Source organism: Bacteroidota bacterium, assembly GCA_018831055.1.
Taxonomy (GTDB): domain Bacteria; phylum Bacteroidota; class Bacteroidia; order Bacteroidales; family B18-G4; genus M55B132.
Genome location: JAHJRE010000139.1, coordinates 13553 through 27992, shown reverse-complemented (window position 1 = coordinate 27992; position 14440 = coordinate 13553). Strand labels below are relative to the sequence as shown.

Here is a 14440-nt window from a genome sequence, read left to right as displayed (position 1 = left end):
AGTGTTTTGTTTTTCAGGAAGTCAATCCAGTTTGGCTTCCATAGGATATTTCAGTCCTTTGATATCAGTAAGTTCGATTTTGATGGATCCGACGATTACAGCCGATTTCCCGAGCACAGGCACATGGTTCCTGTCGTCGGTCACCCATAGGGTCATGGGGTATGGTTCGTCAAAGACCTCACCCTGCGCTACCATGGGTTTAAACTTCAGGCAACGGAACCTTCCCATCCTTGTTTCCACGATCTCCTTACCCTGGTATATCACCCGCGAATGGTAGACGGAATCGTCGAGGATGAAGTCGATGGGAAAGACTTGTTCCGGCTGTACGTGGCTGAAATCCAGGGTACGCATGTAATAAAATCCGGAAACGATATCCTGAATATAAGGCGGCGTTTTCACTTTTTTACGCTCGCTTTGCGCCCATTGCTCATATTGGTTGATCTCGATGGTCTCTTCGCGTTTGTAACCACCTTCGTGCTGATAACGATAAAACTTCCAGGGCATGATGGCTTCGGTATCCACCCACGATTCATAGATATCACGCACTTTGAAGAACCAGTTGAACATCCCTACCGACCTGGCCTCCACCTTGATATGATAGGTTTCCCTCCCATTGATCTTTTCCTTTTCATCGAGGATGGAAATGGTGCCTACACCCGCGGTGATCCCCGCGGTGAGCCAGGAATCATAGAAAACACGGTAACTGCCGACCTCACCGCGTTGGAAGGGTGCATCTGCGATCCTGCGCAGATCGGGTTCGGGCGATGAGGCTGAAAAACAAACGATAAAACCCAGTGCAAGAGCCAGGGCCTTCAATGTTTTTTTTATCATAGGAAAGGGCGTTAGTATTCTTGAATCGAAAACTGTGCCAAATATTAAACCACCACGTTGATGATCTTGTTCGGTACCACAATGATTTTTTTCGGCTCCTTCCCGCTTAGCCATCGTTCGGCTTCGGGTGCAGCTTTAACCTGCTTCTCTATCTCTTCCCCGGGCATATCCACAGGCAGTTCCAGTTTAAACCTGAGCTTCCCGTTGAACGATACGGGATACGTGAAGGTGCTTTCTTCGAGGTATTGGTTGTTATAGTCGGGATATGGCTCATATTCAAGGGTTACCTGGTGCCCCATCCGGTTCCATAGCTCCTCCGCAATATGCGGGGCATAGGGTGAAAGCAATATTACCAGGGGTTCCAGGATGGCGCGCTTATGGCATTTGAGATCGGTTAGCTCGTTGACACAGATCATGAAAGTGCTCACAGCGGTGTTAAAGGAGAAACGCTCAATATCCTGCCTGACCTTTTTAATAGTCAGATGAAGTGCTTTGAGCTCAGCGGCAACAGGTTCGTTGTCGTTCACCTTAAAATTACCATGTTCGTCGTAAAACAGCCTCCACAGTTTTTTCAGGAAGCGGAACACACCTTCAATCCCTTGTGTATCCCAGGGTTTATGGTGTTCCAGGGGGCCCAGGAACATCTCATACAGCCGCAGGGTGTCGGCTCCGTATTGCCCGATCAACTCATCAGGATTTACTACATTATGTTTGGATTTCGACATTTTTTCGATCTCCCAGCCGCAGATATATTTACCGTCTTCCAGGATGAAGTCTGCATCTTTGAGATCGGGCATCCATTTTTTGAAACCTTCCAGGTCGAGTTCATCGTTATGAACCAGGCCGATGTCGACATGCTGTGCCACGGTGTCGTGATCTTTTCTCAGATTGAAAGACACGAAGGTGTTTGTGCCCTTGATCCTGTAAACCAGGCTGGAGCGGCCCTGTATCTTCCCCTGGTTGATGAGTTTTTTAAAGGGCTCCTCCTTGCAGGCCAGCCCGATGTCGTAAAGGAACATGCTCCAGAAACGGGCATAAATAAGGTGCCCGGTTCCATGCTCATCACCTCCGATATACAGATCTACATCCTGCCAGTATTCATTGGCTTCTTTCGAAAAGTATTCCTGATCGTTCCAGGGGTCCATATAACGGTAATAATATGCGCTGGATCCTGCAAATCCGGGCATGGTATTGGTTTCCAGCGGGTAGCCGTCTTTGTTGACCCAGTTTTTGGCACGTGCCAGCGGGGGCTCGCCTTTTTCGGTAGGAAGGTATTTGTCTACCTCGGGTAGTTCGAGCGGAAGTTCGCTTTCGTCGAGCGTGTAAGGGATACCGTCTTTGTAATAGACCGGGAAGGGTTCACCCCAGTAGCGTTGCCTGCTGAAGATGGCATCCCGCAGGCGGAAATTCACCTGTCCGTACCCCGTGCCGTTTGCCTCCAGTTTTGTAATAGTAGCCCGGATGGCATCCATCACCTCCATCCCGTTAATAAACCCCGAGTTGATCATAACACCCTCTTTTGCGTCATAAGATTCTTCCCAGGAAGAGGGATCGGAGGGCTCTTCGCCTTTTCGTGAAACTACCTGTATGATGGGCAAACGGAAATGCCTGGCAAAGGCAAAGTCGCGGCTGTCGTGGCCCGGTACGGCCATGATGGCGCCGGTTCCATAGCCGGAAAGCACATAATCGGCTATCCAGATGGGCAGTTTGGCACCGTTCAGGGGATTGATCCCGTAGGCTCCCGTGAAGACACCGGTAATTTTTTTGACCTCGGTCAGACGCTCACGCTCTGAACGGTTCCTGGCCCAGGCTATGTATTCGCTTACTTCGTTGCTTTTGTCCTTCGTAGTAATCTCTTCTGCCCACTCATGTTCCGGCGCCAGAACCATGAATGTTGCACCAAAAAGAGTGTCGGGCCGGGTGGTGAATACTTCCAGCAGCTTATCCGGATGCCCGTCTATCCTGAAATTGACCGATGCTCCTTCAGAACGGCCAATCCAGTTGCGCTGCACCTCTTTCAGGCTGTCAAACCAATCGATACGCTCCAGCCCGTCCAACAGCCTCTGGGCATAGGCCGAGATACGCAACGACCACTGTTTCATCAGCTTTCTCTCCACCGGATGCCCTCCGCGCTCCGAAAAACCGTCTTTGACCTCATCGTTGGCCAGTACCGTACCCAGGGCAGGGCACCAGTTGACCCAGGTGTCGGATAGGTATGCCAGACGGTAGTTCATGAGGATATCCTGTTGTTCACGTATGCTATAACCCTGCCACTCATCAGCAGTGAAAGGCTCAACAGTGCCGCAGGCAGCATCAATACCGCTGTTGCCCTCTTTCTCAAATAACCCGATCAGGACATCGATGGGCTCCGCCCTGCCGGTACTGTTGTTGTACCAGTGATGGAAAAGCTGGATGAAGGTCCATTGTGTCCATTTATAATATTTCGGGTCGCAGGTTCTTACCTCCCTGCTCCAGTCGAAGGAAAAGCCAATCTTGTCGAGCTGCTCCCGGTAACGGTCGATATTTTTGAAGGTTGTGACCTGAGGGTGTGTGCCGGTTTGGATAGCATACTGCTCGGCCGGCAAACCATAAGCATCGTAGCCCATGGGGTGGAGAACGTTATAACCCCGGTGACGCATATATCGCGAGTATATGTCAGAAGCAATATAGCCCAGAGGATGACCAACATGAAGTCCGGCTCCTGAAGGATACGGAAACATATCGAGAACATAGTATTTGGGTTTGCCGGATCGGTTATACGCCCGGAAGGTCTGGTTCTCACTCCAGTATTTCTGCCATTTAGCCTCTATTTCCCTGTGGTTATAGTCCATTACGCAACTTTCTTTTTGGAAAGTTGCAAAGTTAAATAAATTTGGGCATCACGGCGATTTCAATAATCATCGGATGAGTTCCAACCTGCCCTATCCAATCTTATTTCCTTCCTACTTCCTTCCTGCCCGACATACCCTCCGGGTGCTGCCGGGATGCAAACCTGTCAGCATCCGCAGGACCTGACAGCGTTTGTTAAGGAGAACTCGTCCCTGACAGGTTAATCCTTTTCCGTTTCGGTTCAACATTTGCAAATTTCAACAAGCCTTTACTATTATTAAAACTTGTCAAAAGAGGTATCCATTTACTATTAAAGTCAATATCTATTTTAAATATCTTCATCTAAAATATGCTTTTATTAAAGATTTTCACGCAAAAACCACGCATTCCCAAACCATTTTTCAACACCTGGTCTCCCTAAAACTTTAGTATTGAGCAAGCTATAATTTCTGGCCTCCAACTTGCCTAAGCAAACATAAATAAAGCAAGAAAAAGGAGGACACTATGAATAAAAAATCAAATCAGCAATTCGAAACAACATTACGCGAAATTCAAGAGGCCGGTATCCAGGCCGATAATGCTCATATTAAAAGGGACATGTGCGCCCAGTTTACCGACCCCAATGAATGGATCCGGGAATATGTAGTAAATAGTTACGATGCACAGGCCACCATGTGCCAGGTATATATAAAAGGCAGTGATGGTGAAATTACAGTGATTGTATCAGATGATGGGCATGGAATGGACAGGCAGGGCATCATTGATTTTTGCACGCTTTACCGTTCGCGAAAGCAAGGAGCGCCCGGTAAAACTGTCGGTCAGTTTGGGATTGGGAAACTAAGCGTGGCAGCCATCCCAGGACAGAAAAAATTCAAAGTTAAAACATCCAACGGAATGGAATGTTGGATTGCCGAAGCTGGCAACCTATTATCTGAAGAACCTATTCAAATATATAGTATCAGCGATGTTCCTCCTCATGGTACACTTTTCGAGATTACCTTCGAAACAAAGGAAACAGCCGATGAGGTGATGTTGAAATTATCAAAAATATTGAGGAAATACACTTCTTACTTGCCTTTTACAACAGAGTTGCATTTTCCGGCTGATCCAGAAACAGGCATTCATGGTGTTGTTGAAAAAATCAGGCAGGACTGGTCGGCTGATAGTGAAGACTATGGAAGGTCATATAGCATTCAATTACATGGATATCAATTCGATGTCGTACTAGGTGTGGGCATTGCCGCCAATGAGATTTATCAGAACAAAGTATTGGTTTCCGATAGATATAATCTGTTATCACATGATATATCAAACAAAATGAAATTGCCCCATCTGAGAATACGAATTAATAGCAGTGGATTTGAATTGCCGTTTGGACGGCATTGCCTGAGGAATGAATATATTCTTGCCCCCATATCAAGAAAGATAAGGGAGGATATTATACCGCACTACTTTAATTTCCTACTGGACATTTTTACATCTCAGCCAGGTAAGTATGCCAGATTGGAAAATGAGCTGGAGGATATAGCCGCAGCTCTTGTTTTCCAAATTCCCGATCATAATAAACAATGGTGTAATATTCCGCTTTTCAGAATATACCCAGACAAAAGGGTATCGCTTGTAAGGTTGGAAAAACTGGTTACTGCGGCCGGAAAAATCTACCTTGAAGAAAGTGAAAATACCGGCGTTGATTACTCATTTTTTGATGCACCTATTTTACTTCAAAATCAACCTAAAGGCGGGATAGCATTTTTGCAGGAATATTTTAAAAAAGAGTTGATCAATCTAAGCCTTAATGATGTAGTTATTGAAGCACCAGCGACCTCAGGATTAAAACTTTCGAAAGAAGAAATTGATTTTCAACAGAACCTTGGCCTTGCAGACGATATTCTAAGATTAAACAAGGGAAAGTCATCTTTCGAGCAATATGACAGGATGGGAGAATCCGATGGTTTCGGCTTGTTTGGTGGCCAGGGAAAAATTTCTGATTACGGCACACCTGAGCAGAAGGATGCAGCTAAGGCATTTAACAATTTAACCTGGAAGGTGAACTACCTTGTAAGTCGTGATGGAAAAACGCCTTGTTTGACCCACCGCTTTATTATCAATCAAAATACCGTAATCCTTAATTTGCATCATCCTGATGTTAAAGAATTGGTAAATCTTACCGCAACAGCTCCCAAGCTTGCCGGCCATTGGGCAGTAGCAATGTGCTTAACTGAAGATAACCGGATACTTTCTTTTCTGAGTGCCGAATCTCGCGAAGACTTACTGCTTATAGATGCCATGATAAAAGCAAATACTTCAAGTGATTCCGCATCCATCTTAAAAGTAAAGGAATTCAAAAAGATGAGAAAATCCATTCGCGATTTACTTAAGGATTCAGGATTTGACTTTGGCTTGAATTAACAGATTTGAAAAAATAATATTTAAACACTATGAAACAAAAGATTAATAATATTCTCGAATCCTTTCAGTTCGATAAAGGATTGGATGTAGATGTAGATGAGGGTTATCCTAAAATCATAACAAGCCAGTTTGGTGGCGATCCGGGAAAAGGATTTAAAGAATTGATCCAAAACCATATTGATAGTTACTCTTCTGATATTCCCATGGAAGAGAGAAAAGGTGAGATAGTAACGGGAAATAACACAATCAGTATTACCGATTATGGTACCGGGTTGTCCCTTGATAAGCTAAAACTATTGCTCACCCTTGGAGGAACAGATAAGGATAAAGATTCAAGCAAGATAGGGATGTTTGGTATTGGTTTCTTTTCAATTTTCAATCCAGGATTATACACAAAAAAAGTTGTTGTAACAACCCTTTGCGAAAAGCAGGTAGTTGAAATGACCTTTACCATTACTGACCCAAACAGAAAACCAAAAATTGATATACAGATATTAAAAAAAGAAATTAATTACAGTACCCGTATTGAAGTTTGGTTCGATAGAAATGCAAGTGTTGACAAATGTCTGCATTATGCAGAAAAGAGCCTTAGGTATTATCCCTGCAAAATGACCATTAATGGCGCACCTTTTCAATCAATATGGGAAGATGCCAAAAGACAAGGTTTGAAAATATACAATGAGGGCCCTGTTTCCGGTTTTCTTGAAAGGAGCGGCTGGTATGAGCATATAACGGTACTTTGCAAATACGAATACATCAAGAGCATTGATCTATCAATATTCCCCAAGGGGGGGCATGGTATATGCTCCGATTTGAGGGATTTTGAAGCCAAAGGCATTCCCTATATCAAAGGATATAATGCATCCATCAATAACAATAACCTTCGGCTGACAATTAGCCGCGACAGCTATTACCTTGATTATAACTTTGACTATTCAATTGGTTTACTCCGAAAAATGATGATGGACAAGTTAAATGATCATCTCAACCGATCATTTGATAGCCAGGTGATACTGGCAAATCAATACATTCTTCGGTATCCAATAAGGGATTACCTGGCAGATCCTGAAAAATATGACAGTAAAGATCCTATAAAAAACGCTGTGGTTAAAAGTTTGGCCAAGGCAAAAGTTTATAAACTTTCTGATAAATATGAACTTATGTCACTTGAAGAAATGAAACATTCGCTAACTGAAGGTATACCATTATTTTATTCAGAAAGACTAAAGAATCTCAGGTGGTTGGGAGGGGCATTCAAACATGATTTTATTGTCATACCTGAGCCATGCCTGACTTTTCATGGAGCTCCCGATTTTTATAAAAGCATCTTCAGCATCATTTTTAAAGATATTGTTGATCTGGATTATATACAAAATGACAATAAAATGATCAGTGAACTGGTGGAAAGAAAAATCGTCAGTAAATCAGCCCTGACACCGCTTTGCAAATTTGTAGGTGAAAAAAAACTGGATAGGGAGCAGTTTGAGTTGATCATCGAAATTAATGAAATTCTCAGAAATAAGGATGTGAAAGAAGCCATTTCAAATAACATTAGGATATCGGTACGGAATATTCAAGCAACTTTTTTTGAAGTAAAAGAAGAAGGGGCCTATATCTCAACCGGATTGTTCAATCAGCAAGGGCAACCTCTTTCTGAAGATTATGTTTCAAATTTCGTAAGTATTGAAGGTGAAAAAACTAAAAAACAAGATGTTATGGGGACAGATATCTTACTTGGATTGCGCCTCAACCATCCTTTTATCGAATTCCTGGTAAATAGTAAAAACGAGCACAAAGCATACTACACCTTAACCTATATTGCCCATGAGCTGGCTTTATGCCAAAAACTACTGGTGCCGTACTCACCATTCTATCATTTTGTTAAGGAAAAAACCGTTGCTGCAATGAGAAAAGCCCTCATCAAACAAATGTTGAGTGAAAGGCAATCTTAATATTAACCAAAATTTGTTAATTTGAAAATTCCTGCTATTTTTACCTGAAAATAGCAGGAATTCCTTATGAACAGCAATCAGCCTACTAAGGGTTTTATTATTAAAGACCCTAAAATGAAAAGAATTTACAATCAGATAAGGAAATACGCAGTGCATGGGCAGAATTGCTTATTACTTGGCCCTACGGGATCTGGGAAGGAGTTTATTGCTCAATATTATTATGATGAATTTGTAAAATCTCACTCCAAACACGGGATTTATTTAAAGTATAATTGTGTTGCCACCACATCCGAAATGGCAAGAAGCGAGATGTTTGGTCATAAAAAAGGATCCTATACAGGTGCCATGAATGACAGAAAAGGATTATTCGAGGAGGCTAAAAATGGAGTACTCTTTTTAGATGAGATAGGCCATCTCCCCAAAGATGTCCAGGCACTTTTATTAAGGGCTATTGATCCCGGTGAAGCCACAAGGCTTGGCGAAAACAAACATTATAACACCCAAGATGTGATTATCATTGGTGCTACCGATAGTTCACCCGATGATCTGCTTCCCCAACTTTTATTCAGGCTGGGCCAAGTTGTTGAAATTCCAGGACTTGATCAACGTCCGGGTGATATACCTGGAGCAGTTTCTTTTTTTGTTAATAGTTTTCTTTCCAATGATAGAAATTTTCATGAAGTAGTCTACCAACTTAAACACAAAATAGTTGATTTGCTCATCCCTCTGGTAGAAAAAAGAAACTGGCCTGGAAATTTCAGGGATTTGAACAATTTTATCCGCGCTGCTCTTATAAATGCAAATGATCCAAATGCAGAAAAATTTCTTTCGAATCTTAACAAATACTTTTCTTTAATTGAAAATGAATACAAAACAATTGGGAAGACTGTCCCAATAAATCCAGATATTAAGGCAGCTTTTGACAACCTGGATATTACCTGGAAACAGGAAGAAAAAGATAAATGGGTTCAGATATTGTCAGAACTTGGCAGTAAGCCATTTATGCGAAGGGATATTGATAATCTCTTTTCATTTGAAAGCCGGACAGCTCAGGATAGGATCAAAAAATTGCTGGAAGCCAATATCATTGAGAACTTTGGGAATCGGAATGACCGGTATAAGGCAGTTCAAAGCAGATTAAAAGTTCAAAAAGAAATCCACATAGACGAAAAGGTAAAAGAAAAACTATTTAAACTTCCTGATACGTTAATTCCCTCTGATGATAGAGAAGAAGAAATAAAGGATGTTATTGATTTTCTTGGAAAAACGGACCATATCTTTCTCAGTGGCGAACCCCAATCAGGAAAAACAACATTGGCCTTGTTAACTGGTAAAAGTTTACTAAAAGACAGGGATGTTTACTATCACGAATTGCAAGAACTGGGGATGAAATCATTCATAAAGCAAATGATTCAATTCCTGATTGATAAAGGATATACACAATTGGAAGAGCTTCCCTTCTTCAAGCCATTTATGTTAGATATTGATGCTGCGGCAATGTCCGGTTATATTGATCATTACTTCAGCAAGAAAAAAAATCCAATATTTATTCTCGACAACCTACACAAACTCAAATCACGCGAAGACTTAAATACCCTGCAAATAATGCTAAAATATTGGAACCCGCTGAAGTTTATATTCACAGGTGATAAACTGAGTAATGAGCTGATATTTGGGGAAGGGATCAGAATTGTAGAGTTTTCAATTGCTGATCCAAAATAGAACTATTATTTTGACAATTTGCATCATTATGTAAAGAGTCAACAAGATTATTACAGGGTTGAAAATCTTTGGTTTAAATTACTATTGGATGAAAAGCCGAACGAATATATGGCACGTTTCAATAATGATAATTCCCATTTATATGGTTATATATTCTTGTGAGGATATCCAAAATAAGCAAAACTGCAATAAAGTAAAAAACACTGACAACACACTTATTCACACCCAAAATTTTACAAACTTCAACTTTAACATCTTTGAATTAAAAGACAATTCATCCGAATCAGAATACCAATGTTTTGTCCAACTATCAAAAACTGGAAATAGCTATTTTCTCTTTGAAACAACCATAGAATACATAAACGAAAACCTGCAATACCTTTACGAGAACTACTATGCTTTTCCCTATTTTTCTGGTGGAAACTATTGCAGGGCTATGGGATTGAACATCATAAAAGTAACTCAAGACACCGCATTTAATATTGGTCCGGTTTCCGGTTATGATGACATAGATTCAAATGGAATTAAAGAACTATATATTGACGTAGCTACTGATCTTTCAGGGTCTCAGGTCAACTATAAAATAGAACAATTTGAAGTCTTGCTGGTAAATGATTCGCTGGTTTATCTGGAGATTGATTTGTATTAAAACTAAAAGATTTAATTATGAATGATAACGAAATTAAAATCTTTGTAAGTTATTCTCACAAAAATTCTGCTTGGGTAGATAAATCAGCCGAATTTAATTTAATCCCATTTATTGAGCAGAGCCTAAAATGGTTGGGAGTGAGCATTTGGTATGATACTGATTTAAAGACTCTACCCGGAGTTGAGTATGAGGAAAAAATAAAGAATGAAATTGATACAGCAAATATTGCCATTCTATTACTTAGCAGGGATTTTATAAATTCTGATTTCATAATAAACAACGAACTTCCATGGATTAAAAAAAGGAATAATGAGAATACATTAGAGATTGTGCCTATTTTAGTTGAGCCATGGACACTTCCTTCAGGACATCCAGCATCCTGGTTAGTAAAGACCCAAATTATCCCAGGAGATCCAACTCCTTTAATTGAATTTACTGACTCGAAAAGAAATTTTCTTAAAGCCAGAAATAGCATTCTAACCTCATTGGAAAGAACAATTGAAAGGATAAAATACAAAGGATCATGTAAAAATAGTCCTCCTAAAGCAGAAGAAATACAATCAGGTACTCCGGAAAAAAATAAGAATGCAATTGCAAAACCTGAAAGTTTCGATAAAGAAAGAGAAAATACCTCACCAGGCAATGAAAACGTAAGAAAAGAAATCAAAATAGAACCCATACCATCTGAAAATTCATATAAAATAAAGGATGAATTTAGAGAAAGCAGATTTGTTGAGTTAAAACTTGGCAATGAGTCTGTTGTTATAGATAGTGAGACTCGATTAATGTGGCAGATTAGTAATTTACCTAATAGTGCTTATTTTTTTAAAGAGGCCATAAATTGGATAGCTACATCAAATGCAATATCCTATGCCGGTTTTAGCGATTGGCGATTACCTACTATTGACGAAGGAACAAGCATTATCAGTAAAAAAAAGCAAAGAAGACAAGATGTTAAGTACCACAAAGCAGAAGGAGGTGAAGAGATTTTTTTAGATACAGATATTTTTCCTGATTTTTTGAGAATTTGGACAGAAAAAACTTTAGAAGTAGAGGGAAAGAAGTTGGGGATACTTATTGATTTTGTCAGTGGAAAGTACTTATTAGAAGGACCTTTTGGTGGAAGATATGTAATGGGGGTTCGAAACTTCAACCCTGCAGAAGAAAATATAAAAAAACTTTTACAAGAAGCAAGTAAGGAAAAGAATAAAGAGAACAGTAAATATGATCTAGGTCATAAAATTGAGGCAAATAGGAAATCCGATTTTAACTCTATTGATGTTAACCTCGATAAGCAGGTAAGAGAAATTATCGATGATATGGATTTACGGTTCAGTCATTCTGGAGGATATTATCCGGGAAGTGGTGGTTCAACAAACATAGTAGATAAAAATTCTGAACTTGTTTTTCGTGATTTAAGAAAATTAAAAAGGGATACGGAGATAATAAAAATATTATGTAATCTCATTGAAGACGAGACTGAAGATTCGGTACTGGTAATGAAAGTGCTAAAATTATTATCGTATTACAGATCACCTATGTGCATGAACAATGTGCAATTATTGGCCAATGTTGAATTCAAGCATCCCAGGGAGACAGATTTAATCCATCTGGAGTGTTTAAAGTACTTCAGGGCTGTAAGTTCTCCCTCAAATAAAAATGAAATATCAGAAATTTACAAGGCTTTTGCATTGCATTGCAAATCAATTGTAGGGCGCAGGGATGCAATCACATTCTTGTCTGAGGTATCAAACAAATCTGATAAAGAGATAATCGAATTACTTTTTGAGCTAACTGATGATCCTAACTTAGTAATAAGATATACCGCAATAAAAACGCTAAAAGAATTTAGAATCACGTATTATTCTGATAAAATATCCGATTTGTTGCAAGATCCTGACAGTAAAATCAGAACAGAGACAATTACATTAATGACTCTGAACAAATATCCATTAGAAATAGATTTTAAAACAATAGCCTCTTTTATAGAAATTGAAACAGACAGGTATGCAAGATTGTATGCCTTTCATTTAATAAATAAAAAATATCCTGAAGAAGAGGAAAGATATTTTCTAAAATTATTGGATCAGGGCACGGAAGAGTATGTTGAAGGAGTCTTAAATGTTTATCGCCATAGGCAAGGAGGTGATTACTTAGTAGCTAAAACCAAAGAATTGAAAGACCAGAAAAATTTTTCTGAAAATATAGTAAAACTAATTGATGAGTTCTTGCAGAAACAAAAATAATATTATATTATGCCACAACAAACCAAAGTATTCCGTGTATTTGTAAGTTCTACCTTTAAGGATATGAAAGAGGAGCGATGGATTTTACAAAAAGATGTATTTCCGAGACTTGAAAAGTTTTGTGAAGAAAATGGCGCCCGTTTCCAGGCAGTAGATTTACGCTGGGGGGTGAATGAAGAATCACAGTTGAACCAGAAAACGGTTGACATTTGTCTAAACGAGATCTCGAGGTGCCAAAAACTTTCTCCAAAACCTAACTTCCTTGTATTGCTGGGAAACCGGTATGGCTGGCAACCTGTTCCGGAAATAATTCCGGAGTGGAGATGGATATGTTCGGTGATGGGAAAAGAAAGTATACATTAATGTTAGCATTGATCCGAGGGGAGCAGGTAAATCATAAATTAGAACAATTTTAAGTCTTTCTAGTAAATGATTTCCTTTTTTGTGGTGATTGATTTGTATTGAAATAGCATATATATATTATTATGTCACACGATATTTTTATTTCATTTAAGAATCTTGATAGTAAAGGAAAACAAACAAGAGATAGTAAGTTAGCGAAAGAACTATATGATTACCTGACAGAATCTGGGTATACCGTGTTTTTTAGTAATGAATCTATTAAAAAAACAGGAACATCTCAATATAAAAAAGCAATAAATGATGCTCTTGATACATCAAGCATACTCATAGTTGTAGGGACTTCAAAAGATCACATAGAATCGGAGCAAGTAAAATTTGAATGGGAGAGTTTTTATGATGATATATTAAATTTAAGAAAGCCCGTTGGTCAAATATATTCATATATTGATGGCATGTCAATAGAAGAACTGCCTCGACCACTTCGTATACGCCAGGCATTTATTCATAGCAATAAATCAAAAGAGAATATCTTAGGTTTTATTAGGAATGCATTAGGAGAGAACCCTTCACCCTCAGAACCAATAGTCGATCCTAAAATCTTCCCCCAAAAAGGCCTTGTCAAATTATTATTATTTGTTCTATTGGCTGCTGCAATTATATATTTCTGGAATCCAATAAGCGATATCTTCAAATCAGATCCAGATAGGGAAATGAAAAATATGGAAATGATAAATGGAGGATTAGTAACAATAGGTCAGTCAGGTATTAATTCAGATAACCCTTCACACAATGTTACACTATCTCCATTTTGGATTGATAAAAATGAAGTTACTGTTGGAGAATATCTGAAATATTGCAAGGAGCAGAATATACAGATTCCTGCTGACCCAAACTTCCCAAACATGCCGGATTATTTTACAGATCCAAAATGGTCTAACTACCCAGTTGTTAATATAAGCTGGTTTGAGGCGAAATTGTATTGTGAGCGTCAGAATAAAAGACTTCCAACTGAAGCAGAATGGGAATCAGCTGCAAGAAACTCTGAGAATAACTCGACATACCAATTTCTTCCATTTGAGACGAATTATCCAGACAGTTCAATCCTGGAGTACTTCCCAGATTATCAGCCTGTGGACCTAAAAAATGATAAATTTCCTTTTACATCACCAGTTGGAACCTTTAAAGCGAATCACAATAATGTCTTTGATCTAAATGGTAATGTAAGTGAGTGGTGTTTGGATGGCTACGAAAAAAACTATTATCGTGAATCTACGGAATTCAATCCTGTTAATATTGATAGTACTTTAAGAAAAGCAGTAGTAAGAGGTCCTTCATGGCTTACCTGGGACAATGGAAATGTAGCAAAACGGAATAGAAGACATAAAAATCATAAGTATAGAGAAATTGGATTTCGGTGTGTTAAACGAAAAAAATAGCAA

At 39.4% G+C, this 14440-nt stretch carries 9 protein-coding genes; 7 read left to right on the top strand and 2 right to left on the bottom strand.

Annotation, left to right across the window (positions count from 1 at the left end):
- Window positions 1-21: 21 nt before the first annotated feature.
- Window positions 22-831 (bottom strand): DUF3108 domain-containing protein, encoded by an 810-nt coding sequence (locus KKA81_08655; protein MBU2650992.1) that lies wholly within the window; start codon window positions 829-831, stop codon window positions 22-24.
- A gap of 44 nt (window positions 832-875) precedes the next feature.
- Entirely contained in the window at window positions 876-3662 is a 2787-nt protein-coding gene (leuS, locus tag KKA81_08650; GenBank protein ID MBU2650991.1) for a leucine--tRNA ligase, read from the bottom strand.
- A 502-nt stretch (window positions 3663-4164) separates the two neighbouring features.
- On the opposite strand from leuS, the gene KKA81_08645 reads away from it, so the two are divergent.
- The 7 genes from KKA81_08645 to KKA81_08615 all read left to right on the top strand — a co-directional run bounded on the left by KKA81_08645 (window position 4165) and on the right by KKA81_08615 (window position 14437).
- Window positions 4165-6069 carry an ATP-binding protein gene (locus KKA81_08645; GenBank protein MBU2650990.1) on the top strand — a complete coding sequence of 635 codons (1905 nt, stop codon included), beginning with the start codon at window positions 4165-4167 and terminating at the stop codon, window positions 6067-6069.
- Between the two features lie 29 nt (window positions 6070-6098).
- Window positions 6099-8021 (top strand): ATP-binding protein, encoded by a 1923-nt coding sequence (locus KKA81_08640; protein MBU2650989.1) that lies wholly within the window; start codon window positions 6099-6101, stop codon window positions 8019-8021.
- Between the two features lie 114 nt (window positions 8022-8135).
- Window positions 8136-9743: a sigma 54-interacting transcriptional regulator gene (locus tag KKA81_08635; GenBank protein ID MBU2650988.1), complete on the top strand. Its 1608-nt coding sequence runs from the start codon at window positions 8136-8138 to the stop codon at window positions 9741-9743.
- Between the two features lie 142 nt (window positions 9744-9885).
- Window positions 9886-10392, top strand: a complete 507-nt coding sequence (locus KKA81_08630; GenBank protein ID MBU2650987.1) for a hypothetical protein — start codon at window positions 9886-9888, stop codon at window positions 10390-10392.
- 17 nt (window positions 10393-10409) lie between these two features.
- On the top strand, window positions 10410-12638 hold the full coding sequence (locus tag KKA81_08625) for a DUF1566 domain-containing protein (GenBank protein MBU2650986.1): 2229 nt from the start codon (window positions 10410-10412) through the stop codon (window positions 12636-12638).
- 9 nt (window positions 12639-12647) lie between these two features.
- Window positions 12648-13001, top strand: coding sequence for a DUF4062 domain-containing protein (locus KKA81_08620; GenBank protein MBU2650985.1), 354 nt, complete (start codon window positions 12648-12650; stop codon window positions 12999-13001).
- 122 nt (window positions 13002-13123) lie between these two features.
- On the top strand, window positions 13124-14437 hold the full coding sequence (locus KKA81_08615) for an SUMF1/EgtB/PvdO family nonheme iron enzyme (GenBank protein ID MBU2650984.1): 1314 nt from the start codon (window positions 13124-13126) through the stop codon (window positions 14435-14437).
- Window positions 14438-14440 lie beyond the last annotated feature (3 nt).

Bases quoted from the DNA above. Each gene is read 5' to 3' on its own strand.
- KKA81_08655 (MBU2650992.1), bottom strand. From the start codon at position 831: ATGATAAAAAAAACATTGAAGGCCCTGGCTCTTGCACTGGGTTTTATC.
- leuS (MBU2650991.1), bottom strand. From the start codon at position 3,662: ATGGACTATAACCACAGGGAAATAGAGGCTAAATGGCAGAAATACTGG.
- KKA81_08645 (MBU2650990.1), top strand. From the start codon at position 4,165: ATGAATAAAAAATCAAATCAGCAATTCGAAACAACATTACGCGAAATT.
- KKA81_08640 (MBU2650989.1), top strand. From the start codon at position 6,099: ATGAAACAAAAGATTAATAATATTCTCGAATCCTTTCAGTTCGATAAA.
- KKA81_08635 (MBU2650988.1), top strand. From the start codon at position 8,136: ATGAAAAGAATTTACAATCAGATAAGGAAATACGCAGTGCATGGGCAG.
- KKA81_08630 (MBU2650987.1), top strand. From the start codon at position 9,886: ATGGTTATATATTCTTGTGAGGATATCCAAAATAAGCAAAACTGCAAT.
- KKA81_08625 (MBU2650986.1), top strand. From the start codon at position 10,410: ATGAATGATAACGAAATTAAAATCTTTGTAAGTTATTCTCACAAAAAT.
- KKA81_08620 (MBU2650985.1), top strand. From the start codon at position 12,648: ATGCCACAACAAACCAAAGTATTCCGTGTATTTGTAAGTTCTACCTTT.
- KKA81_08615 (MBU2650984.1), top strand. From the start codon at position 13,124: ATGTCACACGATATTTTTATTTCATTTAAGAATCTTGATAGTAAAGGA.